The sequence below is a fragment of the Paraniabella hibiscisoli genome (assembly GCF_022512515.1).
Lineage (GTDB): Bacteria > Bacteroidota > Bacteroidia > Chitinophagales > Chitinophagaceae > Niabella > Niabella hibiscisoli.
The window spans coordinates 188214-212030 of record NZ_JAKWBK010000002.1; the positions used below are offsets into that span (position 1 = coordinate 188214).

The 23817-nt window shown below is 43.2% G+C and carries 26 protein-coding genes and 1 pseudogene; 2 read left to right on the top strand and 25 right to left on the bottom strand.

From position 1 onward, the window contains the following. Nucleotides 1-9 precede the first annotated feature (9 nt). From MKP07_RS29475 to MKP07_RS29590, 25 genes and pseudogenes are all read right to left on the bottom strand, one after another. The gene (locus tag MKP07_RS29475; RefSeq protein WP_240851504.1) at nt 10-1362 is read right to left on the bottom strand and encodes an exo-alpha-sialidase; all 1353 of its coding nucleotides are present in this window, start codon (nt 1360-1362) and stop codon (nt 10-12) included. Between the two features lie 19 nt (nt 1363-1381). After that, nucleotides 1382-1918: a hypothetical protein gene (locus MKP07_RS29480; RefSeq protein ID WP_240851506.1), complete on the bottom strand. Its 537-nt coding sequence runs from the start codon at nt 1916-1918 to the stop codon at nt 1382-1384. Between the two features lie 53 nt (nt 1919-1971). Next, nucleotides 1972-2430, bottom strand: a complete 459-nt coding sequence (locus MKP07_RS29485) for a RagB/SusD family nutrient uptake outer membrane protein (protein WP_240851508.1) — start codon at nt 2428-2430, stop codon at nt 1972-1974. Next, nucleotides 2430-3521, bottom strand: coding sequence for a RagB/SusD family nutrient uptake outer membrane protein (locus MKP07_RS29490; protein WP_240851509.1), 1092 nt, complete (start codon nt 3519-3521; stop codon nt 2430-2432). Before MKP07_RS29490 ends, MKP07_RS29485 begins: the two co-directional genes overlap by 1 nt. Before the next feature lie 17 nt (nt 3522-3538). Further along, entirely contained in the window at nt 3539-5353 is a 1815-nt protein-coding gene (locus MKP07_RS29495) for a SusC/RagA family TonB-linked outer membrane protein (protein WP_240851511.1), read from the bottom strand. Beyond that, a complete protein-coding gene (locus MKP07_RS29500) occupies nt 5350-6345 on the bottom strand; it encodes a TonB-dependent receptor plug domain-containing protein (protein WP_240851513.1) in 996 nt (331 codons plus the stop codon). The genes MKP07_RS29495 and MKP07_RS29500 overlap by 4 nt, the downstream gene beginning before the upstream one ends. A 16-nt stretch (nt 6346-6361) precedes the next feature. Further along, complete coding sequence (locus MKP07_RS29505; protein WP_240851514.1) at nt 6362-7798, bottom strand: fasciclin domain-containing protein; 1437 nt, start codon at nt 7796-7798, stop codon at nt 6362-6364. A 26-nt stretch (nt 7799-7824) separates the two neighbouring features. Beyond that, nucleotides 7825-8070 carry a RagB/SusD family nutrient uptake outer membrane protein gene (locus MKP07_RS43150; RefSeq protein ID WP_394803718.1) on the bottom strand — a complete coding sequence of 82 codons (246 nt, stop codon included), beginning with the start codon at nt 8068-8070 and terminating at the stop codon, nt 7825-7827. Next, on the bottom strand, nt 8070-9368 hold the full coding sequence (locus MKP07_RS29510) for a RagB/SusD family nutrient uptake outer membrane protein (RefSeq protein WP_394803719.1): 1299 nt from the start codon (nt 9366-9368) through the stop codon (nt 8070-8072). Before MKP07_RS29510 ends, MKP07_RS43150 begins: the two co-directional genes overlap by 1 nt. A gap of 52 nt (nt 9369-9420) precedes the next feature. Continuing rightward, nucleotides 9421-10350 carry a SusC/RagA family TonB-linked outer membrane protein gene (locus MKP07_RS29515; RefSeq protein ID WP_394803720.1) on the bottom strand — a complete coding sequence of 310 codons (930 nt, stop codon included), beginning with the start codon at nt 10348-10350 and terminating at the stop codon, nt 9421-9423. 329 nt (nt 10351-10679) lie between these two features. After that, nucleotides 10680-11810: a SusC/RagA family TonB-linked outer membrane protein gene (locus MKP07_RS29520; protein ID WP_240851516.1), complete on the bottom strand. Its 1131-nt coding sequence runs from the start codon at nt 11808-11810 to the stop codon at nt 10680-10682. Nucleotides 11811-11833: 23 nt separating this feature from the next. Then, nucleotides 11834-12316 carry a TonB-dependent receptor plug domain-containing protein gene (locus MKP07_RS29525; protein ID WP_240851518.1) on the bottom strand — a complete coding sequence of 161 codons (483 nt, stop codon included), beginning with the start codon at nt 12314-12316 and terminating at the stop codon, nt 11834-11836. Continuing rightward, nucleotides 12304-12645: a carboxypeptidase-like regulatory domain-containing protein gene (locus MKP07_RS29530; RefSeq protein ID WP_240851520.1), complete on the bottom strand. Its 342-nt coding sequence runs from the start codon at nt 12643-12645 to the stop codon at nt 12304-12306. Before MKP07_RS29530 ends, MKP07_RS29525 begins: the two co-directional genes overlap by 13 nt. A 23-nt stretch (nt 12646-12668) precedes the next feature. Beyond that, nucleotides 12669-12959: a fasciclin domain-containing protein gene (locus tag MKP07_RS29535; RefSeq protein WP_240851522.1), complete on the bottom strand. Its 291-nt coding sequence runs from the start codon at nt 12957-12959 to the stop codon at nt 12669-12671. Next, complete coding sequence (locus MKP07_RS29540) at nt 12956-14602, bottom strand: fasciclin domain-containing protein (RefSeq protein WP_240851523.1); 1647 nt, start codon at nt 14600-14602, stop codon at nt 12956-12958. Before MKP07_RS29540 ends, MKP07_RS29535 begins: the two co-directional genes overlap by 4 nt. Before the next feature lie 228 nt (nt 14603-14830). Beyond that, a complete protein-coding gene (locus MKP07_RS29545) occupies nt 14831-15433 on the bottom strand; it encodes an MFS transporter (RefSeq protein ID WP_394803721.1) in 603 nt (200 codons plus the stop codon). A 56-nt stretch (nt 15434-15489) separates the two neighbouring features. Beyond that, the gene (locus MKP07_RS29550; RefSeq protein WP_240851526.1) at nt 15490-16065 is read right to left on the bottom strand and encodes an MFS transporter; all 576 of its coding nucleotides are present in this window, start codon (nt 16063-16065) and stop codon (nt 15490-15492) included. A 44-nt stretch (nt 16066-16109) separates the two neighbouring features. Beyond that, on the bottom strand, nt 16110-17060 hold the full coding sequence (locus MKP07_RS29555) for a dihydrodipicolinate synthase family protein (protein ID WP_240851527.1): 951 nt from the start codon (nt 17058-17060) through the stop codon (nt 16110-16112). A 287-nt stretch (nt 17061-17347) separates the two neighbouring features. Beyond that, a pseudogene (locus MKP07_RS29560) lies at nt 17348-18793 on the bottom strand (exo-alpha-sialidase); the annotation flags it as partial. A gap of 382 nt (nt 18794-19175) precedes the next feature. Continuing rightward, a complete protein-coding gene (locus tag MKP07_RS29565; RefSeq protein ID WP_240851530.1) occupies nt 19176-19496 on the bottom strand; it encodes a hypothetical protein in 321 nt (106 codons plus the stop codon). 11 nt (nt 19497-19507) lie between these two features. Continuing rightward, entirely contained in the window at nt 19508-20005 is a 498-nt protein-coding gene (locus tag MKP07_RS29570; protein ID WP_240851531.1) for a dihydrodipicolinate synthase family protein, read from the bottom strand. 40 nt (nt 20006-20045) lie between these two features. Further along, the gene (locus MKP07_RS29575) at nt 20046-20228 is read right to left on the bottom strand and encodes a hypothetical protein (protein WP_240851533.1); all 183 of its coding nucleotides are present in this window, start codon (nt 20226-20228) and stop codon (nt 20046-20048) included. A 21-nt stretch (nt 20229-20249) separates the two neighbouring features. Next, nucleotides 20250-21125, bottom strand: a complete 876-nt coding sequence (locus tag MKP07_RS29580) for a galactose oxidase (protein WP_240851534.1) — start codon at nt 21123-21125, stop codon at nt 20250-20252. Between the two features lie 70 nt (nt 21126-21195). Continuing rightward, nucleotides 21196-21597: an alpha/beta hydrolase gene (locus MKP07_RS41530; protein WP_240851536.1), complete on the bottom strand. Its 402-nt coding sequence runs from the start codon at nt 21595-21597 to the stop codon at nt 21196-21198. Then, nucleotides 21594-22145, bottom strand: coding sequence for an alpha/beta hydrolase (locus MKP07_RS29590; protein WP_240851538.1), 552 nt, complete (start codon nt 22143-22145; stop codon nt 21594-21596). The genes MKP07_RS41530 and MKP07_RS29590 overlap by 4 nt, the downstream gene beginning before the upstream one ends. A 258-nt stretch (nt 22146-22403) precedes the next feature. Here MKP07_RS29590 and MKP07_RS29595 point away from each other — a divergent pair, with 258 nt between their 5' ends. Both MKP07_RS29595 and MKP07_RS29600 read left to right on the top strand, forming a co-directional pair. Further along, nucleotides 22404-22964, top strand: coding sequence for a GrpB family protein (locus tag MKP07_RS29595; RefSeq protein ID WP_240851540.1), 561 nt, complete (start codon nt 22404-22406; stop codon nt 22962-22964). Between the two features lie 109 nt (nt 22965-23073). Beyond that, nucleotides 23074-23274, top strand: coding sequence for a hypothetical protein (locus MKP07_RS29600; RefSeq protein WP_240851541.1), 201 nt, complete (start codon nt 23074-23076; stop codon nt 23272-23274). The last annotated feature ends 543 nt before the right edge of the window (nt 23275-23817 follow it).

The window sequence follows — 23817 nt, forward strand, 5'->3', positions numbered from 1 at the left end:
AGTTGGTAATTATCTCCTGTAAACTACAATCCCTTCCTGCGGACTTTCTACACCGCCTTCTCCTGCTACTATCATTTTTCCATCATTGGCAAAAACAGCATCCATATTGCCAATGGGCGATGCATAGCCTCTGTAAGCGGTCTTTTTAAACAAAGCTCCCGCCTGCACGAATGATGTTCCATTATTGCTGCTTTCAAATACCATTGGCGTAATGCCATAGTTAGGGCCATTAAATACCTGTGCATCTTTTTCCCTTCCTACCGGGTTAACCAGGTAAATTTTCCCACTATTATCTTTTAATGTAATACCGCTGTACATGTGTCCAAAGGTTGAAGTAGCAACACCTGACCCAATAGCTGCCGGCGTTGTCCAGTTGTCGCCACCATCGCTGCTATAGCATACCAGCTTGCTTTGTGGTGCTGTATTACTATGAGACAATGTCAGCATCAATCGGTTGTCTGCCAGTTCTACCACCGAACCCGATACGATATTGGTGCCCCCTATATTCTGGCTTTTTCTCCAGGTAACACCATTGTCATCGGATATGGCTACTTTAATGGAGGTTCCGCCATAGATCAACGGCATTACTAACCTGTTATTGTAAGTAGCAGATTGTAATTGAATGCCATGACCCGGACTGCCTTTTACAAAACCGCGACTGATATCTCTCAAAGGCGCTGTTATATCAACGGGTTGAGACCAGCTTGCTCCGTTATCCGTAGATACCACCTGGTACATTGTTTGTTCTGCCGGATAACTAAACATGCCGTTGGCCGCTACAGTAGTTGTAAGCTTATTATAATGCAAAATAATTTTACCATCTGCAGTTGAAACCACCTGGGGAAAACCATACGTATCATCCGAACCTTCACCCGCGATTACTGAAATATTGTCTTCCCAGGTTTCACCGTTATTGGCAGATCTGCGCATGATGATGTCTGTATTTCCTACCGGCATTGTATTTTGAGCAACCCTTTCAAATGCAGTCCGTGGAGCGCCTCTACCCTCTGCAAAAAGTAAGAGATTACCATTGCCGGCTTTAGTAAGGGCCGGAGCCTGTATGCGTGCATATCCCTTTTCGTTTTCATGCATGGCATAATCGACGGTGTACATATCCGTACTTTCCATGTAAAAATCATGTACCGTAATAAAATTGCGCCATGGCCGGATTGTTGGCGTAAAGTAGTAAAGGTTTTCGCGCGACAATTTGAAAAGGAAGCATAGCGTGCCATTGATCTTCATATAAAACAGGTTGTCATGGATCACGACTTCCATTTCAGCCGGAACACCTGGTACGATTACTTCGTTGGCGGTAGGCCACCCCAGATCGGGGTTAACAGAGGCGCCCAGTTTACCATACAAATCGACGAAAAAGTAGGTGCTACGTTACTGTTGCCATCAAACCCAAATATAAAACTCCCCCTGTTTCCCAGCTGCGACCTAAATCCAGGCCCGCCGCTGTACCGCTAAAAGTACCCACTGTAACTTTCGCGTACATGTAAAAGCTTTTGCCATCACCTACCGGTACAAAGTATTTAGACATCGCCCAGTTGTAAGTATAGCTGTTGGGGTCACCACCCAAATGGTCTGCATTGGTGAGCGGGTAATAATTGCGGTGCGGAATTAATCGCATACCATAGTTTTCCTTAACCCAGGATACCGTATCATTCATAGCTTTATAATCGGTAAACCCTTTAAAAAGAATTTTACCATTATCTGCCAGACCATCCTTCATTAACCAAACGCCTGCCTGCCTTTCTTTATCAAATGGAAACGGGAGCGAATCGGTGGTGTTGGCGCGGCTCGAGTCAGGGTAAGGTCCCGGAAAATCGAAATGCTGTTCTTTATAACATCCGCTTGTTAGTATCATCAGCAATGAGAAGCAGATGGGAACGATGAATAAGATAAGCTTTTTCATATTTTATAGTTGATCCTTGAGTGCTTATTATTTTTAGTTGTTAATAGTACCCCTTACCACAGTAGCGGATCGATAGGTATATACCAATTGTCCTGATTTTGTAATTGTGCTTTTATTGTTTCACTTTGCGGCGAATTGTATTTGGCGGCAACTGCATCTGCCAGCTGGTTCTTGCCAGACAGCCTCGACCACAACATAAGGTCGTACCAGCGTTTACCTTCAAAAGCATCCTCCCTGGCTTTTTCTTTGAAGATCAACCCCAGCATATATTCTTTGTCGCGGTAGTTGGTTTGCAAAGGATCCAGCTCCTTTAAGCCCCTTGCTACCCGAAGCATATTCACAAAATTGAATGCCGTAGAATAGTCATTTAACATCAGGTCGGCCATGGCTTTGATCAGGTAAGCATCCGCACTCCTGTAAAAATTCCAGCTGGCATCGCTTTGAAAAGCGGGACGCATGGAAGCCACGTTATCTGAACCAATGTATTTCCAGATAACCGTATCACCATTCACTACTTTGTAGCTGAAAGTAGTGCGTATATCACCGCCCTCATAAGAAAAGATATTTTTATTACCTGGGAAGCCGGTTTAAGATAGTACCTGCCGCCATCTTTGGCAACTGAAGAAGTAAACTCCTGCAGCCTGTTACCTTCGAAAGCATTGTTGTACATATATCCCAGTAAAAACATAGAATGCAGCGAAGCAAAGGAACCTGTAAACTGGTTGATCCAGGTTCCTGAAGTTCCTAATGTATGATTATTGTTTCGTACCGGGGAATTGGCAAAGGCAGAAGCAGCCTGGTAATCACCTAACCAAAGCGCCAGCTCGGATGCGAAAGTAGCTGCCATGGCCTGCGATACCCGGCCATACCTTTCCTGGGCCGGAAGCGTATTACGATTCCACAGGTAGTTGATGGGCAAAATACCTAAAACCGTTAAAGCATCGTTATAGATCATGCGAAGAATATCTTCCCGGTTATTCATATAGTAAAAACCATTCCTGATCTCTGCATTGGTCATGGACTGAGCTTTTCTAACTACCGTATCACCCGATTCGTTTACATACCTGAAATTTTCAGCCAGATCTGAAAGGATGATAGGAAACTGCTTAAAATTCTTAACCAGTAGAAAATAAGAATAAGCTCTCAGCAACAAGGCTTCTGCATAAAATGCGCCGGCATCCCTGTCCAGTATCTTATCATCCAGCTTTGCTACCTCATACACTTTCTCCAGCTGCCTGTTACAACGTGCTATTGTTTTATAAATGCCGGCATAATTGGTATAAGGGTTTTGTACGCTTACGGCATTTAATACAAACTCATTAATATAAGGGTCGGGCTCTTTTTGACCGGTTGTAACCATATCTGCACGCGCATCTCCCCACAATAAAAACTTATGTACTTCCTGCGAAAGTGGCTGGTACATACCCATAGCAGCAGCATTCAGATCATCCCTGTTTCTATTAAAATCCTCATCCTTTACTACCGAATAAGGATTAACGTCGTAGAAGCCTGAGCAACCTGCTATAGAAATGCAGAGAATCAGCAATGAGAATCCCAGTGCTAATGGACTCACCCTGTTATTAGAAAAATATGTTTTGTTCATGTCCCAATTTTTTATTCTTATAAAGAAACTTTTACACCGAGTATGATGGATTTAGGTAGCGGTGATGCACCAAAATCAATCCCTCGCGACAAGGGGTCTGAGGAAGAAATAACTTCCGGATCCAAACCGCTGTAAGAAGTTAAAGTGAACAGGTTTTCCCCTGTAACATTTACTTTTATTCCTTTAATAAATGTCCACTTGGTTTTAATCGGTAGTTCATATCCCAAAGTCAGGTATTTCAGGCGGGTATAGCTACCATCTTCTATCCAAAGATCGGAAGCCACGCCATTAAAAGAAGGATCGCCGTATGCCGCGCGGCTCAGGCCGTTGCCCTCATCGGTAGCCGATTTCCATCTACCGGCTACATCGGGCGACTGGTTGGAATAGTCACCCATCCAATTCATTTGTTGTTTAAAACTGTTATAGATATCCTGGCCATAGGCAAAAGAAAAGCCCGCATCTAAAGAAATACTTTTATAACGAAAACCTGTTCCAAAGCCACCAAATAAATCGGGTAATGGTTTTCCAATTACCTGCCTGTCCAGCTCATTGATCTTGCCATCACCATTCAGATCTTCTACCATATAATCACCGGGTTTGTAGGCGGTTCCATCGGCTTTTTTAAGATTCACATCAGCCTCTGACTGGAAAACGCCTTTTATACGATATCCGTAAAAAGAACCGATGGTTTCCGATTCACGGGCAATACCGCTGATATTGGCAACTGTCCTGATGATGTCTCCGTTATTTAATTGCTCTACGTTGTTCTTCAATGTTGAAAGACTACCATATACATTCCATGTCATCTCCTTTTTATCAATGATGCGACCATTAACGGATAATTCTATCCCACTGGCCGAAACAGTTCCGCTGTTTTCAAATTGAGGATCAATACCCAACTCAATAGGATAGTTACGGAAGCTGATCAGGTTTTTGGTATTATGGTGATAATATCCTGCATCGATATCCAGTCTCCGGTTGAATAAGCTTAACCTGATACCCGCATCGATGGCATCCGTTATTTCCGGCTTTATGAGTTCGTTGGCAACATTGCCGAGGTACACGCCACCGTATCCAAAATAGCTGATGGCATAGTACAGATTATCCTGGTAATATCCACGCACATCATAGTTACCCGTTCGTCCGGCTCCTGCACGCAATGCCAGCTGATTGGGTTTTGAACGATCCAGCAGATCCAGCAATACATCGGCGCCACCATAAAAGTTCCAGCGGCCTTTAGGTCCGAAATTAGAGGAGCCTTCGGCGTTTACATTTGCCGACAATGATAAACGACTGAAGAAATCAAGATTACCCGTAAAATAGAACCTGTTTAAATTAGACCTGAACCGGGTATTGGAAGCACTGTCCACAATACCCTGCTTTAAAGTCTCGTAATCATCAGTACCGGCATTGATCTTACGGGCAAAAAGCGCTTTATCCTCGTAAGTCTCTGCCCAGGCACCTAACTGGCCCTGGTATTTTATGCGCTCCGACCACTTACCGGTTTTAAGCAAATAGGTATTCCAGATAAAAGTAAATTCACTTGAATTGCGATTGGCATTTTGCCTGATCCTGTTCCTGTCTGATACTATGCCTAGCGCAGGCCTGTACTGACTTTCGCGCATATTATAGTAGCTAACGGACAATGAAGTATTGAGGGATAAATCTTTATCAATATGCCAAAGGCCCGATATGATACCATCCACCCGGTTTTCTTCATTGGTATTTTTCATATTCTGAACCAGTGCAAGGGGATTACTTTTGCCCAGTACGTCTACATCGGCCAATAATTTGGTTTGCACGCCTTCATCATTATACGAATAACCGTTCATAAAAGGTGCTTTAGTTGCAGCCGCAAAAACGGGTGTACACCCCGGTTGTATCCCTCTTCGGAGTATCTTGATCCTGTATTGGAATAACTCAGGTTATTGGATATTTCAAATTTGGGTGACAGCTTGTAATCGAGGTTAAACCTCATGGTGGTTCGGTTGAACTTTGATTCTTCAATAGTACCGGTTCGCCCCATATGGCCAACGCTGAACATATAATTCGCATCGCCCGAACCTCCTTTCAATTTAACATGATAGTCGTTATAACGGCCTGGACGTGTTACCATATCTACCCAATCGGTATTATTGTTATACTGAGCTGATGAAGGATTAAAAATAGGATTAGCTGCAATATCTCCGTCCGAAGCGCCGTTCTCTTTCAGGTAAGAGGAAAGATAGGTCTTAAACTGGTCTGCTCCCATCCTGTTCGCTTCGTAATTGGCGCGTAGAAAACCGGTGTTGGCCGTAAATTCTATCTTGGTACCACCAAACTCCCCTCTGTCTGTAGATAAGAAGATCGCCCCGTTAGACCCACGTCCACCTAATGCCGAAAGGTCTTTGGCATCTTTTAAAATATTAACGGATCTAATGTCATTTATATTCAAAAAGCCAAAGCGGGTAGGTTCATAGTTAGACAAGAAAGGCGACAGTTCTCTCGAATACTTTATGGGGATACCATCTACATAAATGGTAGGACCTGTTCTAAGATTAATGGTATTAATCCCTCTGATCATTAGTAAGGGAGCAGCGCCAATCACCCCGGTTTCGGTTACCTGAACACCAGCTGTTCCCGGCAATAATTCAGCGAATGAAACGGCGTCGCTTTGCTTTGGGATCTTTAGCGGAGTAACCGGCTTTAAAATTCCAATTTTGTCCATCCGTATTACGTTCAAAGAGTCTTCAGTACTTTGAGCACGAGCCTCTCCCAGCCAGCTACTCAACATGACTAAGCCGCTCCAGGTAAGCATTCTAAAATATTTCGAACTGTATTTCATTTCTGCTATTTAAATGTTAGTTTACGGGTATCAGGTCTACCATGTCCATCAGCATATCGCAGCAGTAAGAAGGACTATTATTGCTGCCAAATCCGGCAAATGCGAAATAGAGCGTAACATCTGACCTTTCCGTTACATTAATTTCTCCGCAATTATTATATACCAGGTAATTCCATTCTTCGAATGTGCCATTGCTAACCGCCATATTAATATTTTCCGCTACCAGTATATCTTTATAAATCACCAGGAACTTCCCTCTTGTAGCTGCGCCCCGGTGTAACATCCTGATCCGGTATTTGCCCACAGGCACATCAGGCACCGTAAACCAAAAATAATCGCCTACCTGCATGGCATTGAACGCAACAATTTTAGGTTCTTTATTCTGGTGGTAACTTTGAGTTCCGGTATTTAGCACTATAGAAGCAGGTGCTTCAGTAAACACGTTTTGTGCGCCATAGGGGCTTCCCGGAGGGTACATGTTAAAACGTATAGTTGCCGGCTTAGCCTCCACGATCTGCAATACCGTATCTAATGTGTGATAAATACCATTGCTGCACACTTTATCAATGCCTAAAGCCTTGGTTTGATTAAATGGAAAGGTTTCGTTGATAAAATATTTACCGAAAGCATCTACCTTAAAGCTCTGAGCTTCTTTTGTGTATAGCGAATAAAAGCGTTTGCCACTTAGAATATTCAGAAAATAACTGGAATCAGGAAGAATATGGTACTTCACCCAATCTTCTATGTTAGGGATGCTGCCTTTATTGAAATTAGCTCTTGTTAGTGCTTCATCGCTTTCAACAAATAAAGTGATCGTACTGTCTTTTAAGTAACGACCATAGCCCGTTTCCTCAAATATATTGAGCATCGTATTATACTTGCCGCTTTGCTTCAGTGTTTCGTATACCGAGGTTACAGGTGGATTCAACACATTGTTTACCACGTTTACATAGCCATTGGTAAATTCAATATTGCTTTCTACAATGGTAGCGGCATTATTTAAATTAATAGCGTTGTAAGATTCGCTGATATCGGCAATCAGGTATTTGTTATTGAACACTGTTGGAGCGGGTAAGGGACCAAACTCAAATTCATTAGCGTTGATCTTCTCATTCAGTAAATGATACCTGAAGTAATTGATCCAGAATTCGGGGCTTCTATCCTTTATGGATGTTACCGTTTGCCCGGTTTCGGACAAAGTTCTGAACAGTTGCTCAAAAGCTGCATTATTCGGAATGAATACCGTATAAGAGCCAGCTGTCTTTAACAGATTGCGTTGCTTTACATAATCCGTAAGCTCCTTAAAAATGCTCAGGTCCGGGCGCGTGTCTATATAATCCATGATCTGCATTTCATCATTCGAATCGTAGCGCGCACCCGACATTTCCCTTTTGCAGGAATTGGTGGTGAACAGTATAACAGATACAATAAGTATAACAGAGAGACGTTTCATACTATTGATTTTTTAACTGATCGGTTCTATTTATTTTTATAGTAATCTTTTTGCTGAAGCTTAGGATTATTCTCAATCTCCGTCCGGTGATAGGGTAAAAACCAGCTTTCCGGGTTTAGCAGTCTGGCTCGTGTAACCTGGTAGGAGTATCCCATTGAGTTATTGGTTGCCGACTTGGTAAGCAATACGTTTTGCATGCCTGCTCTCTTGGCTACTCTTACAGCTGCAAACCATTCTTTACCTTCAAAACCCAGTTCGGCTTCTCTTTCCATTAATAACCGGCTGAAGAACTCTTCTCCTTCCCCACCTTCCCCGGGTTCAGCAAGGGAATATTGCAATGCTCTCTGATCAGGTTGATCATTTCTTCAGCTTCGGCATACCGATTCAGCATAGCAAGGGCCTCAGCTTTCATGAACAAAATTTCGCGATAACGGTAAAGAATATAATTTACCGTTCTTCTGTCATTGTTAGGCCTGTAAGAAAGTTGATACGCCTGTTGTCCGAGGAATTTATATACTTCAACGCCGTTGCCATAGCCATTGGCAATGCTGCTTCCCAAACGATAACTGGAAAACTCCTTAAACCTGATCGTATCTGAACTAATATAGCCGGGCAAAGCAGTAGGGTATAATACCTCTGAGTTAGCTAATGACAGGTTAACAGGGTTTGCCAGATAGGCCGGCCCGGTGGTAGCAGTTGTAGAAAAGTTCGCAAACCAATTGTATACCGGAGATGCAGGACCCGTTTGTACGTGTTGCAGCTCCAATATGCTTTCTGCTGAATTACCCGGATTAAAAATGCTATACCATTCCAAAGGGGCCAGCAGCCTCGATTGGTATTGTTGGTCTAAAGGTGCGCACATGGTTAACACGCCCTGGTAGTCATTCTTCCAAAGCTTTACATCGGCCCATAAAGCTCTCACCGCATTTTTGGTGATCCTTCCATAACGGTAAGTAACCTCCTCAAATGTTTCGGGAGCCTGTGCCAAAGCTATTGTAAGATCGGCTTCTATCAGGTCCAATACTGCAGACTCCGGCGATGCAATCGTATTTACCTGCTGATTGTCTGACTCGTAGGGCTCAGTAATAAGCGGCACTTCTTTAAAGGCTCTCACGAGGTAAAAATAATTGAGGGCCCTTAGTCCGTGAGCTTCTCCCATCATCGTTTTCAGCTCCTCCTCTTTAAAAGTGGGATCGTTCGTTAAACCCTTGGGCGCATTCTTAATAAAAGAATTGATCCATCCGATAGATTTATAAACCGTGCTCCATGATAGCAGGCTATTGTCGGGATAGATATCATGTGACAAAAACTGCGCATGGTTGGTAGTGAATGCTTCTGCGGGTCCGGGCTCATATAAGCTGGAACGTATATCGCCCCATATCTGGTAAGAATTCAAATTACCCTGTACAGAAGTGTATAGCCCGATTAATGATGCAAAAACCTGGTTACGGTTTTGCCAGAATTCGTTGTGCACCAGGTTATCCGGCACGTCCACTTCCAGTAGTTTATTGCAAGAGAAAGACAAGGTAATTGTCACGATCAGTATGCAGTATTTTATTCTTGCTGTCATCTGTTTATTTTTTATCGCTTTAGCCAGCGGTGATACTCAATTTTTTGTTTACCTAAAAACCAATATTCAATCCAAGTGTATATTGCCTTGGCGGCGCTGTGGTGGCATTGTCAATACCAAACAGATACACACTACCGGTAATTGGTACTTCAGGGTCCAGCCCCAGGTAATGCGTCCAGGTATACAAATTATATCCTGTAACAAAGAAGCTGAGCTGGCGCACACCCAATCCGATTTTTCTAACAAACTCCTTACCCGCGGTATAAGTTAAAGACACGGTTTTCAAACGCAGGTAAGACCCGTCTTCTACCCAACGGGTTGATGCAGCCGAGTTCCAGGAATTATCCGGTTGTGCTCTGGGCATATCGGTAACATCTCCCTGGCGTCTCCAGCGGGCCAGTACCGACTGAGACTGGTTGTGCGAAACCGTCATTCTTTCCATGTACTGGCGAGTGGCATTGATAATGTCGTTGCCTGTCTGGTATTGCAGGTTCAGTGTCACGATCCAGTTCCGATAGTTGAAAGTATTGTTCCATCCACCAAAAAACTGCGGGCTGGCGTCGCCTATTTGTACGCGATCTAATTCATTAATTACCCCGTCTCCATTTACATCGGAATAAATCATATCGCCGCCCCTGAACTGGCGCCCCGTAGCAGAACCGTAACGCATATACTTAGGTGTAACTCCATCCGCCTCATAAATGGTATTGCCTTCTGCATCTTTCAAAATAGCATCGTCATCCCGGGAGTAAACACCTAAAGCTTTATACCCATAAAAGGCACCTACCACATCGCCTTCCTGTAACTTGGAAGTAAACCCGGACTGGCTGACTGTAAAAGCATTGGCATCAAAAAGTTCCGGTAGTTTTATCAACCTGTTTCGGTTCGTAGCTATATTAAAAAATGACTTCCAGCGTAATTTGGTATCGCTGCCTTTTAATATAATGCCGGTTATACCCAGCTCCCAACCTGAGTTGCGCACGGTTCCAAAATTGATGTACTGCGATGCATAACCTAAGGTAGATGAAAGGCGTTCCTGTAATAATAAGTTATTGGTGGTTCTTGAATAGAAGTCCAGTTGACCCGTAAGCCTGTCTTTGAAAAAACTCCAGTCTATACCAAAGTTGTACTCAGTAGTGCGTTCTTCCCTTATATTATCATTGGCAAATTTGGATGGGTAAGTATAGGTTTGGCCAAGGTAGCCGGTTCCTGTGCCATAAGCGATATCGTAAAGGTTATTTAACCTCGGTAAGTTACCCGTAACGCCATAGGCAAACCTTGGTTTGATGAAAGTAATCCATTCTGCGTCTGCTAAAAAGACTCTTTGCTGATTTCCCAGGCTCCGCCAATAGCTGGAAAAATTGAGTAAGGATTATCAGCACCGTATCTTGAATCGCCCTCAGTTTTTCCGGTAACTGTAATAAAATAGCGATCCTTCATAGCGTAATGCCCCTGTACAAACATGCCCAGGTATTTGGATGTTCCATAGTTGCCCGTAGCGCCCGAGATGATTGCTGCGGCATCCGCTGACTTTAGCTGCGGTGAAGCACTGTTATAATATTGTACTTCGGTCGAGTTGTTGCGGTCTATATTGTAGGTTAATACACCTGTAAACGTAAGGCGGTGATCCTTCTTCTTAATGGCCGACCAGGTCAGGCGATTATTACTGTTGATCATCAGCTGGTAACCTTCTGTTTGCAACCCCGCATTGTACAATACTTCTCCCGGTAAGGCGTCAGTGGCATAGCCCGGGAGGAAATACTCATCAGCAGATTCCCGGAAATCAGTTGCAACCTGTGCCCTGAAATCGATATTGCTTCGAATCTTAAAGTCTACCGAAGTAGATGCCATAAAACGATTGGCCCTTGTAAAATAAGTAGAGTAATCGATGAGCGCAAGCGGGTTGTACCTGGAATGCGAAGAGATAGTTATATTACGATCAAGGAAATAATTTAAACCGTTGCGTGAATACACCGGGAAATAAGCAGGTATCTGCCGTGCCAGCAATAGCGGATTGAGTTCCTGGCTGCCATTGGTGATCGGATGCTCCTGCCCTCTTTTGTCAGTTAATGAATTGGTATAGTTAAGGTCTGCTGTAACTTTAAAACGGTCAGACACTTTATAGTTTAAGTTAAACCTGGTATTAAAACGGTCATAACCTGTTCCTTTTGTTGTTCCGTATTGATTGGCGTAACCGAGACCCCAATAGTAATTGATCCGGTCACCACCACCACTTAAAGCAGTATTATATTGCTGAAATATACCTTTCCTGGTAATGGCATCTGTCCAGTTAGTATTGTTGTTGAATATCCACGCGTCGGAGCGGGTTAAATCACCTCTGAGTTCCAGGAAGGAAGTACCGTTATCCAACCCGCCTGTGGTCTTTTCAATGTAATAAATTCTTTGTTCATCACCCGATAACATAGGTATCGTACGTGGCACTTCGGTTAAAGTAAATTTTGTATTTACCTGTAACTGCGCTTTTCCTTTTTTCCTCTTTTGGTTTGAATAACGATTACCCCATTGGCTCCCCTTGATCCATACAGTGCTGTTGCAGAAGCATCTTTCAAAATGTCTATTGAAGCGATGTCCGAAGGGTCCAGGTCACCAATTGGACTGAAGCCGAAATCGGTGATGCTCGCTACCTGGTAGTTATTACCGATGATCTCCGCACCATCTACAATCCATAAAGGATCGTTCATGCCCGAAATACTGGAAATACCCCTGATACGGATACTGGCTGCAGCGCCAGGATCTCCACTGGCCGATACCACCTGCAATCCCGGCGCCATACCTTGCAGTAACTGTTCTACGTTTACCACGGGCATCTTTTCTGTATTCTCCAGATCAACCGATGCTACTGCACTCGATAACTCTCTTTTATCAATAGTCAAAAAACCCAGATCCGCTTTCTTTTGAACGGTTGATACCACTTTTACAATCTCCATGGAGCTACTATCTTCTGTAAGATAGATGGTGAAAAAGTTTTATCTCCGATCTCTTTTTCCTGGGTTTGGTAGCCCATATTGGAAAATGCGATCTTACTGCCGCCTTTTGAATTGACAATTTCAAACTTACCTTCCTCATTGGTTTTGTTACCATTTAATGCCAGGTTATTGGCATTAACGATCATCACAGACACATCGGATAAAGGTTTACCTCCATTCTTATCGTAAACGACTCCCCTAAGCACCGTTCCGTCCTGGGCTACGGAAACCAGGCCCGTCATCAGGAAACTAAGAACGAGTATACCTTTATGGAAAAAGTTTTTGTTCATGATTTTGAAAAGCATTTAGTTTTTTAGAATACACTATTGATTTTGTGGATCACGCCATTACTTCCCTGCGTATTCGATACAACGGGTCTTACTGTTTTTCCTGCCGTATTGGTAACTCCAAAGGTTTCCCACTGACCTCCAATGGTTAGCAGCTCACCATTTTTGTTGGCAATTTGTCCGCTAAAATCGCCATCTGTAAATATGTAGCGATTGGGTATGATATAAGACTGTACAAAGTTTCTCAGGTCTGTCGCATTTAATGTAGCTACATTAATACCCGCCGTTGTAATGGCCGCGTTTCTCGGAGCTATCACCGAATAAGTAAAAATCCGGTGAGTTGTAACTGCGAAGCAATACCAGAGCGATCCAGTGCAGATACATACAAAGAAAGCTCGGGATCTCTTTTCATCAGGTTATACACCGTTATGGTATCATTCAGTTTATCCAATGGTTTCAGGAATCCATCGATACCATAAATAGCTCCATTGGAAGCTTCCCACTCGGGCGTAGCCGAAACCAGGTTAACCGAGTTCCCGGTATAGTCGTAAAACTTTCCGTTATCATAAAGGATATATCCAAAATTGGTAGGGTAGAATTTTTTCCTGAATCCACCGTCGGCCCTTACATCAATGTTAAAGATACCAGCCTTGCATTGCTGCACCCGGTACAAGCGGTCTACATCCAGCATATCCTCCGCGAGAGGAAATCCCCATACATCATCAGATTGTATCAATACTGTTTTAGGGCTATGCTGGTAATACTGCCAATCAAATAAACCATCGCTCAGGCCTGCACTTAAGAACATCCAGTACCATTGGCTGAACTTTTTATATTTCAAATAGACGCCTCCTGCTACACTACTCATTTCAGGAGATTCTACCAGCTTATTTACTTTATAGATAAAGCTGTTGCTCGCGCGAACCGAACCCGATATGACTGAAGGAACATCAACGATCATACGCGAATACCCTGAAATAGATTTCCAATCCGGGTTCAGTCTCTTCAGATCGCTTTTATACCAGAGGTTTTCAACAATAGCCGAACGGATAAGCGTATACATCACTCTTCGGGGTACCGAATCAATCGTATTGTCGATATACTGCAGATAGGGTTGGAAGTATTTCCGGATCGCTTCGTCAGTTGGTGCTAATATGGTAGACAGCACTGCTTCATTAGCCAGGTTCCTGCCAAACGAAAAGGATTTATATAAAGTAGTATCCACCCAGCCAAATTCATCCTTCTCTCCCAACTCAAATTGAACATGCTTCTCTATCCAGGAACTGAAAATGGATGTTTCAGGGTCTGAAGCCAATGCTTCATCAGTGCGTGGCGCAATATCGAGGGGAGCGCCAAGCACATGTATTACCCCATTGCTGGCATCTTTATCAGGCTCTGCAATAACAATCCCTTCAATCAGGAATTTTTTGTCACCAACCGGTGATCCGTAAAGCGTACTATAATCTTCCAGCTGGGTTTGCAAAAAGGAGCCTGAAAAAATCCTGATACGTTTACCAGGGTTGTTTCCTTCTGTTCGGGTAGTAAAATTGGTTGCTCGCGACTTATTGATTAACGAAGTAGCGCTGTTATATAATTTATTAATATCATACTCATAGTACATCCCGTTGATGAAATGATAGTTTACATATCTTCTTAGCATGGCATCCGGAGCGGTTTCAACAGAACTATAACCCTGTTTAGTAAGATAAGCATTCACCTGTAGATCATCAGGTGCCAGGCAGGTATACATGGCCGATGATCCCAATGTTTTTCTCAGGCCTGCTTTATCGATCATTTTCACAAACAATGCGAAGCGTCCATCAGCTTCCAATACTTCTACTATATTCTTGTTTAACGATCCTGTAGGATTATAATACTGGTTGAGCTCCTTGGCACAGGATACCAATAAAATGCTACATGAGAGGCACACATATAAAATGACGTGCAGTTTTCGAACCATTTCCATATGTAAAATATTATGCTTTATACAATTCAGGCGACTAACAAAAAACTACAGGTGGTTGTCCGTATCGGAGAGCAGCGGAATTTTGTATTAATGTTCTACAAAAGTAAAGTCCGCTTCACTGTCCTCCAAAAATCACCCCTTACAGAATTATCATTATGTAAACTTTATGCAGTGGCAGTGGCAGCTGCAGCAATCATTTCTTTCTTCTACTTCTCTCAATTTCTAATCCATCTGCTCCTGCACCTTTGGCTTTAAAACGGCCAGTTGAATGATCAAGACCAGCAGCACTACTCCAGACATTAAGGCAAAGTCACGCCCGAGGTGGCCTTCATCTGATGACTTACCCAGCATACTGGTTATAAAAGCACCAAAAAATACACCCGTCATATTCATCAGCCCGTAAGCGGTAGCCCGGTATCTCGCAGGCACAAACTGGCATAGTATCGGCATATTATTCGCATCGAACATACCGAAGCCTACACCGAAAAGTACAGCGGCCAGTATCAATACAAAAGTGGTAGTACCAAAGCCTAAAATCAGTATGGCAGGGATAGTTAAAAAAACGCCTATTGCACTGGTATAAACCCGGGCTTTGATGTTCCTCTGTACCCATTTATCAGAAACGATACCTCCCATAATTACTCCAAGAAAGGAAGAAGAGGCAATAGTAATAGTAGCAATAGGACCGGCTACAGCCATGTCAATTCCAAGGCTATCAGAAAACAAAGTGGGAAGCCAGTTTTTCGTAGCCCAACCAGGCAGGCTTGGCATTGCAAAATAGAACAATATGACCCAAAAAGACAGGTTGCTGAAAAGCCATCCCACACCTTTTAAAATATTGGCTTTTGGTAGCTCTGGTATTGTCTGACTTCGAACAGCCTTTACTCTTTTTCTCTTAACAAAACAGCCAGTACAATGGCATAGATAATCCCGACCAAACCAAAAAGATAGAAGGTTTGATGCCAGGAGTACTCTTTAGCAAAAGTAGCTCCGAATCCGCCCAGCGCCTGGCCGAAATACAAACCGGTCATGTGAATGCCAATTGCCAGCGACCGGGTTTTGGAAGAGTGAAAATCTGCAATCAGGGACAGAGCGGCAGGTATATAAACTGCTTCGCTTAAGCCCATAATGCCACGTAACCATTTCAGTTCGGTAAACGAATCTGCAAAACCCATCATGCAGGTAACAGCAGACCAAACAAAGAGGCTGAATACAATCAGCCATTTACGGTTAACCCTGTCAGCTATAACTCCCGATACCGGGCTCATGAACCCGTAGATCCATAAAAAGATGGACATTAATATACCAAAGGTTTCTGCGCTTTGGAGTTCGGCAATGTCTATCTGCATGGCCGGCCGCATGGTTGAGAGCATTTGCCGGTCAAGGTAATTGAGCAGCCCCACGAACCAGAGCAGGCCTACTACCGTCCATTTGTATTTGGGATTCTCCATATTCATATGCAATATCGTTATTTGGTCAGGCTATATCGTTATTTATCCAGCTAGGCAACGAGGGCCGCCTCAACCTTTAGCTTCCTGGCCTGATCCAGGGTTTCAAAGAATGATATTTCTTCCAGGTAAGACTTCAGATCGTCACATTGGGCATCATCCAGCGCTACCAACGGCAGCCGGCAACCACCCAGGTCTAAACCTGTTAATTTTAAAATTTGTTTTTGAGTCGGAATAGGCGCATACTTCCCAAGAGCCCTGATCATTTTAATGCATTCGAATTGTGCAGCAGCAGCCTCTTCAATTTTTTTCTGGTTAAATAGTTCAATTACTCTCTGGTACATGGGAGCGGCAAAACTGTAAGTACTTCCAATAGCCGCTTTTGCACCAATTGCCAGAGCAGGCAGTAGCAGCTCATCGTATCCAAATAAGATATCGTATTTCCCGTTCTTGTAATTCAGGCAATCCTGGTATTCATGTAATGTATTCGCTGTGTATTTTACGCCCGCCAGGTTGGGGATTTTTGCTTCTGCATGTTTCAGAAAATCGATCACGCCTACCGTTAATCCTGTCACCGATGGAATATGATAATAATAAAACGGAAGATCCGGAGCGGCCGCAGCAATCTGTGCAATACAATTGGCCAGGTTTTCTGCTGTCTGTGGTTTAAAATAGAATGCAGAAACCGCGGAAATAGCATCTGCACCGGCTTCCTGGGCATGTGCTGCCAGTTTACGGGCCTCCTTAATGGAGCTATGGCCCACATGGGTAAATATCAGTATCCGTTTATTGGCTGCCTGTACATAAGCTTCAGTAATGGCCATACGCTCTTCTGTAGAAAGACTTAAGCCCTCTCCGTTGGTACCGCCTACAAAAATGCCTTTTACACCGTCTGCAATCAGCTTCTCCACCACCTGCGGAACAAGATCCAGTTTCAACTCTTTGTTTTCATCAAATGTACTAAACGTTGCCGCAAGCAGTCCTTCAAGTTTATTTATTTTCATCCTGATTTTTTTAATGTTTTATTGGTTGGATCAAACAGCTTCCGTTATCCGGGCTGCCTTTATCTTATTGAATAATTTCGCTGATTTTTATTTTTTCAAAAATGAGATGGGCCTGGCTTCCTTCATATATAATGCCGATGGTTTCATTATCTACCGATGTAATGCAGGAGTAACCACTGCCACTGAATTCATCCAGTAAAACAAATCTTTCAGTTGGCCAGGTCTTGCCATCATCCAGGCTTACTTTTAATGTTAGCTGATTACGTTTGGATGTTGAATTGGGGTTAAAAAATAACAGTACATTTTTTTGCTGCCATCTTTGGCTTTGTATACATGTTTATACAAACTGGCCATACAAACCGGCTCCGGCAGCGCATTACGTGAGCTAGGATGTTCAGTCCAGGTTTGTCCCATGTCCCTGGTAATCGCCACAGCCCTCCCGTTACCTGGCCCAGGCAGGTCTTTGTTGGCATTGGTTCGCATATTAAGCATGATGGATCCATCCGACAATTGAGCTGCCATGCATTCGGTTGTGGATAGTTGATACCCCGGATTACCGGTTACCCAGGTTTTACCACCATCTTTACTATAAGTGATAGTTGAAAAAGCTTTACTGGTTTTGTCCCTTCCCTGAGTTGGAAATACCAATGTACCGTCATCCATGGTAAAGCCACTTCCGGGGCAGGCGCCCAAAGCCACCATTCCTCTTTCTTGCACATTTTGGTCAGGTTCACAGGCTTTGACCAGGTCTTTCCATTATCGGTACTTTTAACTATTAAGAACTGAGCGGTTTGACTGACATCAAAGCCAGGCTGCGAGCCCTTATTCCGCCACTGATGATTCCAATTACTACTGGTGTCAGTAAGTCCCTCGGTCCATTTGCCCTTATCATCCAAAACACCATGCATCCACAGACCTGCTACAAAAATGTTCCCTGTTTTTTTATCCACCAATATTGCGGGGTCGGACACTCCATTAAATTTTTCGGGCAAGCCATTAAAAGTTCCCATATCGATGATCTTTTGTATAGGTAGCCAGGTATTCCCTTTGTCGGTACTGCGGCTTAAAGCAATATCAATATCTCCCTGCAGATCCCTGCGGGAATCATAACGGGCATCATAAACCGCCAGAAGATCACCATTGAGCGCTGTGGCCAGTCCTGGTATCCTGGAGGTATGCACATTGTCCTGCTGGGATTGACGAACAGCACTGGCAATACGATAGCTGAAAGCAAGAGGTAAACCATTTTTCACAATCATATTATCGATTGTTATACTGGCTATCCCGATTTTTATTCTATTCCCTACCATCGCAGCCTCTTTAACATCGACACCAATCCATATATAATTTTTCGTACCGGATAGCCGGAAGTTACCATTCAATGTCAGGGTATTTCCCGAAAACAGCGATGTAGTATTATTAAAAAGAGGCGCTTTTAATGCCGCGTCTTCTGACAGGTAGTTGCTGTCGGTATTGCAATAAACTTTGACGCTACTTATATCTTTTAGATCTGTAGTCCCCTCCAGGTTTAACACAAGCTGTTTAAGATATTGTGCCCCGGGCTTTGTTTGTGCACTGATTGCAGTTCTGGATAAGATGATTACACCACGCTCCTTAATAAGCGGTATTGTATAATTCCGCTGGCTCAACGGTACCTCCTGGCCTGTGGATGAATGACCAACAGCGATCGTTAATACCAGTAAAAATAATTTTATAACACGTGTAGGGCTCATAAACAAATCATATATATAATTCACACATTGTATAATTGAGAATACTGGGTGCCAGCCTCATTTAAGCAGGCCGGGTATAAAATGTTTTGATCTTGTCTGATACTCCTTTGCGGAAGCAAGTCCGTCCCTATTGTTAATATCCTTTCTTATCTATAAATGATCTGTCGGCAATTTGGTCTGCAAGCTTCATTTAGTACTTATGTTCTACATAACAAATGTAAGCTTTATTTTTAAACGGTGCTATTTTTGACAATAATTTTTAAAAAATGAGGGTACTAAATAGGATCGAAGAACCACCCCGGTAAATATTGATGGGCTTCCCTGCGAACATCCGGAACATCCTTCTCAGGTATCCAGGCATAAGGCCATCTAAGGCGGGTACCTACAGGCGCCCACTCCCCACAGCGGCCAGCAGTTTATCCAGGGCCGGGTTGCTGAATCCTCTTTTTGCATAAGGCACTATATGGGCATCAAAGAATGCCTGAATCGCTTCTTGTACCTTTAATGCTTCTCCAATATCATTCTGCATCATCTGCCACCACCGCTGAGCTGCCTTTGGATTGATGCAGGCTACATTGGAATAAGCACCTGCTGCTACACCCCTCTCTACTCCCGTAGCTAAATGATGACCAGGTACAAAGAAAGCTGCACGGTCTGCCAGGGGGCGCATTTGATCATACCAATGCTGGTCGCCATCCAGCAACTTCACGCTTATTATCTGTGGAACAGCATGTAATAAACGATCAAAGGCTTTGGGCGATAATACTTTTTAGCATGAGGCGGATTATACAAAACCAGGGGTATAGTATCGGCTGCCGCGGCTATCCTGATGAAAAAATGTTCCGCTTCCTGTTCACTTAGCGCTACCCAATCGGGTAATATAACCTGGTAGGCAGATGGTTTCAGAGATTGACATCGCCGTACCCGATCGAGCATGATAGCCGGTATAGGATGGGATACGCCGATCTGGAAGGGCATATTTGCTACGTTGCATTTATCCGCCAGCAACTGGCTGATCTGATCAAACTCTGTTTCCGTTTGAGTGTGAAATTCACCAGCCGTTCCGTTGGAATAAATGCCATCGACGCCTGCAGCAATTAACATATCTATTTCAATAGATAGCCTCGAAAAGTCAATTGTATCATCTGGCTCAATAGGCAATAAAAGGGTACCCCAGTTACCCCTGCATGTATCTTTAGTTAGTGGCTGCATATTATTTGAATAGCTTTTGCTGTAAGTTTGATTAGATATGTTACTGAGGGCTGGCTACCAAAACCCTGTTGGTTCTTACCCCCGGCCTGGCTTCTCCCTGGGGAAGAATAATTTTACCGTCCCACACAATCAACGGAGTGGTTACCGGCGCCCAGGTACTGGCTCCGGGATTGTTCTCGGATCGGGTTGCTGATCGGTATACACTTTGCCTGGCACCGTCCACTCATTTTTTGTACATCGTACATCAGCACTTCTGTACGAAAACCGGGATGCTTATCTTTAAGAATAGCATTCTGTTCGGCGCGACTTCCATCATCACCCCCAGGATAAATAATTGCTGATTTCCGTTTGTATACGCAGGTGTAGGTGCTGCGGCTACGGGATGCGGCAGTTCTTTTATTTTTCGCCATCCTTTAGCGGGATTGAAAATAAACCCATTCTTCAGATACTGCCTGTGCACTGCTGAATCATCCTTGGGAACCATTAAACTGGTACCACTCAGCAGGTAAAATTCGCCATTGATCTGGCCGGCCACACCCAACATTCTTGCTTCGCCAGGCCAGGATGACAGTGTTTTCCAGCTTTGCTTCTCTTTTGGCTGGCTTAAGTCAAGTGCCCAGAAAATATGTTCAGCCGATGATGCGGCAGGAGATGAAAGACCTCCGGCTATATACACCGTATTATTAATAATTGCTCCACAAGAATTGGCCAACGGACCAGGTAAGGAAGCCAATGTATCAATAAGTAACTGTTCGTTCTGATAGGTCAGGAAGTATACATTTTGAAAATGCTGTGTTTGATTAGCACCTCCGATTAATAAAAATCCATCCTTCCAGTTAAGGGACACGCCATAACCCATCGGACGTGGGAGTTTGCCTATTTCCTTCCAGTCTTTTCCGTTTTTCTCTAAAGCCAGTATTTTATCGTTCCATGATTTAACCCCTCCTGACCATGGCCGGGTACCTTCAGGAAACTGCGAGCCACCGGCTATAATTAAATGATCATTGCTAACGCCGCCGAAGGAGCCTGCAAACCCTACTTTATCGGGTACCGGAATTAACTGGGACCATTTGAAAGCGGGGCTTATTTTTTCTGCTGTATCGCAGGATGAAATAATCATTGTAATAGTTATTGTAATAAAAAACAGGAATCGATTCATGACAAAACGTTTATATGCTTCAGCATAGTTATTAGGGTTGTAGCCAACTATTAGCCTGCATCCAGTTGATACATCTTTGAAACCAATCGTCCTTATTGGTTTTATTATGTAAACCATAGCCATGGCCCCCGGTACTGTAGATGTGCATCTCTGCTTTTACACCCGCTTTTATCAGAGCCTGGTAGTAAGCAATGCTATTTCCAACCGGTACTATCTTATCATCTGAGCTATGCAACAGAAAGGTTGGAGGTGTGCCCGGGGTGATCTGCTGCTCATTGGAGTAAAGCGTAATTGCAGTCTTACTCGCCGTATCCTTTCCCAGTAATGCTCTCCTGGAGCCCTTATGGCTCAGGCTATCCTCAAAACTAATAACCGGGTATACCAGTATCGAAAAATCAGGTCGCAAGCTGGTTTCTTTTTCGTTAACTATCACACTGGTATTAAAATGAGTGGAAGCTGTTGAAGCCAGGTGCCCCCGGCTGAAAACCCGATAATCCCGATCCGGTTAGGATTTACATTCCATTCGCCAGCCCTTTCTCTTACCAGCTTCATAGCCTGTTGCGCATCCTGCAGCGGCCCGATCGTTTTATTACCCATTATTTTTTCGTTAGGCAGGCGGTATTTCAATACAAAAGCTGCCACGCCGTTCCGGGCAAAGGCCTCAGCTACTTCACTGCCTTCCCGGTTCATCACCAGGTAAGAGTATCCGCCGCCCGGGCAAATAATTACGGCTGTACCATTGGCTTTATCCCTTGCGGGTAAATAGACTGTCAGGGAGGGATCCGTTACGCTCCTCACCAAAATCCGGCCATTGGAAGCCGTATCCCATTTTTCAAGAACTTCTGTCGAAGCAATAGCATTAGGAACCACCTTATATAAGTGGATGATCTGTTGAGCGGAACTATTGAGCGTACACAGGCAAAAGATCCAGCTAATAGCTGGTACGAGTAAATTCGGAGCGAAAAGCGAAATCCTTTTCATAACAAGCGTAATTGAAGAGGATAAAAATACGTATTTATGTTCTACATAATAAAATATTTTTCTGTTTTCCGCTAAATTAAAATACCCTGGTATTAGAGCGGTTATTAAATATCTACTTATGAATGCTTTAAAGTGCCTTTTTGATAATGTATTGTGTACGCCTGGATGTACTTTCCTTTTCCCAGCGTTGGCATATTTGTTTTACAAAATCAGGTTTAGATTTGCAATATTATTTACTTCTATTTTAGTTAAATGCTGATGAAATTTATCGAGCCCTACAACCCCGATTGGCCCGTCAAGTTTGAACAGATCAGTCAGCTGCTCCAAACAGAACTGGAAGGTGTTCCCATAGATATTCAACATGTAGGTAGCACTTCTATTCCCGGAATGTTGGCTAAGCCTATTCTGGATATTGATATTATCATTGCCAACAAAAGCTCGCTGGATGATATAATAGACAAACTGGAAAGGATTGGCTATCACTACAGGGGTGAGCAGGGCATAAATGGGCGTTTCGCATTCAGGCAAACATCTGCCTACACCCCGGTTTCTGAAGAAGATCATAAATGGATGGAACACCATTTATATGTATGTTACTCCGATAGCCTGGCATTAAAAAACCATTTATTATTCAGAAACAAGCTAAGGGAAGAAAGCAGGCTATTTAATGCCTATTATGCGCTCAAGAAATCCCTGGCTCTTCAAACGGGTATTACCCGGGAGACCTACAATACCGGGAAAACAGATTTCATTATCTCAGTATTAGCCACAGCCGGCTTGACGGAGCAGGAGCTTTCAAAGATTAAAAGTGTTAATTAAACGGATTTAATCTCTTGAAGCAACCTGCTTGCAAATTTCATAATCATTTCATATTTCTTTATCTGAATTTGTGGCAGCTTTCGTATCTTAGTGTAGCCCCCAAACCACCATGACGAAAGAACTGACTTACGAACATGTACTGCATCTGTTGGGAAAATCACAGTGTGATACGTTTATTCAACAGGTAACTATCCTGCTGACCTTAGTGCACGAAGTAATGCAGGAAAAATCATTGAACAAGTCTGACTTCACATTTACACAATATGATGAGGGGCATATCCTCATTGCGGGCATTAAGGGCGACATCTGACATTCAATTAAAGACTATCTCATCATACCCCTGTTTAAGTAGATGATTTACAGCAATTATCAAACTTTACATTATGAATGAGCCTATTACAGCTTAATATTTTTATTTATAAACGAATTAAAGCAAAAGCTTACTCATTGCTAATTTAAAGGCATGGAAATTGTTGCAAAACAATTAATAAGTGTTTAAAATCAGTTCATGGTTTTAAAAAAGACCTCCTGTAGAAACAGGAGGTATAAGCCCTCCCCAGCTTTATAGCTGGGGTTTCGTATTAGCCCTACTAACACGCTCTTAAATATCTTTTACACATTGTTTCAATAAGATTATTGCAGTTACTGAAAGTATTAAGCATCCTGTTTAGAAATTGCTATTTACTGAATCAATAGCGTTAATTTATGTTGATATGATATAATATAAAATACCGTGCCACAGTTTTTAAAATTTGTTAACGCAAAATGAAAACGGGCTGAAAGCCTTAGCAGCATTGATTTACGCTTACAAAAAAATAATCAAGAAAGGTAGCGTGGCATTTTTAAAACAGGA

What these genes read in the sequence shown, in the direction of transcription:
- MKP07_RS29480 (WP_240851506.1), bottom strand. Translation starts at nt 1,918, where the DNA reads ATGAAAAAGCTTATCTTATTCATCGTTCCCATCTGCTTCTCATTGCTG.
- MKP07_RS29490 (WP_240851509.1), bottom strand. Translation starts at nt 3,521, where the DNA reads ATGAACAAAACATATTTTTCTAATAACAGGGTGAGTCCATTAGCACTG.
- MKP07_RS29495 (WP_240851511.1), bottom strand. Translation starts at nt 5,353, where the DNA reads ATGAACGGTTATTCGTATAATGATGAAGGCGTGCAAACCAAATTATTG.
- MKP07_RS29500 (WP_240851513.1), bottom strand. Translation starts at nt 6,345, where the DNA reads ATGAAATACAGTTCGAAATATTTTAGAATGCTTACCTGGAGCGGCTTA.
- MKP07_RS29505 (WP_240851514.1), bottom strand. Translation starts at nt 7,798, where the DNA reads ATGAAACGTCTCTCTGTTATACTTATTGTATCTGTTATACTGTTCACC.
- MKP07_RS43150 (WP_394803718.1), bottom strand. Translation starts at nt 8,070, where the DNA reads ATGGAAAGAGAAGCCGAACTGGGTTTTGAAGGTAAAGAATGGTTTGCA.
- MKP07_RS29510 (WP_394803719.1), bottom strand. Translation starts at nt 9,368, where the DNA reads ATGACAGCAAGAATAAAATACTGCATACTGATCGTGACAATTACCTTG.
- MKP07_RS29525 (WP_240851518.1), bottom strand. Translation starts at nt 12,316, where the DNA reads ATGGAGATTGTAAAAGTGGTATCAACCGTTCAAAAGAAAGCGGATCTG.
- MKP07_RS29530 (WP_240851520.1), bottom strand. Translation starts at nt 12,645, where the DNA reads ATGAACAAAAACTTTTTCCATAAAGGTATACTCGTTCTTAGTTTCCTG.
- MKP07_RS29540 (WP_240851523.1), bottom strand. Translation starts at nt 14,602, where the DNA reads ATGGTTCGAAAACTGCACGTCATTTTATATGTGTGCCTCTCATGTAGC.
- MKP07_RS29550 (WP_240851526.1), bottom strand. Translation starts at nt 16,065, where the DNA reads ATGAATATGGAGAATCCCAAATACAAATGGACGGTAGTAGGCCTGCTC.
- MKP07_RS29555 (WP_240851527.1), bottom strand. Translation starts at nt 17,060, where the DNA reads ATGAAAATAAATAAACTTGAAGGACTGCTTGCGGCAACGTTTAGTACA.
- MKP07_RS29570 (WP_240851531.1), bottom strand. Translation starts at nt 20,005, where the DNA reads ATGCAGCCACTAACTAAAGATACATGCAGGGGTAACTGGGGTACCCTT.
- MKP07_RS29580 (WP_240851534.1), bottom strand. Translation starts at nt 21,125, where the DNA reads ATGATTATTTCATCCTGCGATACAGCAGAAAAAATAAGCCCCGCTTTC.
- MKP07_RS29590 (WP_240851538.1), bottom strand. Translation starts at nt 22,145, where the DNA reads ATGAAAAGGATTTCGCTTTTCGCTCCGAATTTACTCGTACCAGCTATT.
- MKP07_RS29595 (WP_240851540.1), top strand. Translation starts at nt 22,404, where the DNA reads ATGAAATTTATCGAGCCCTACAACCCCGATTGGCCCGTCAAGTTTGAA.
- MKP07_RS29600 (WP_240851541.1), top strand. Translation starts at nt 23,074, where the DNA reads ATGACGAAAGAACTGACTTACGAACATGTACTGCATCTGTTGGGAAAA.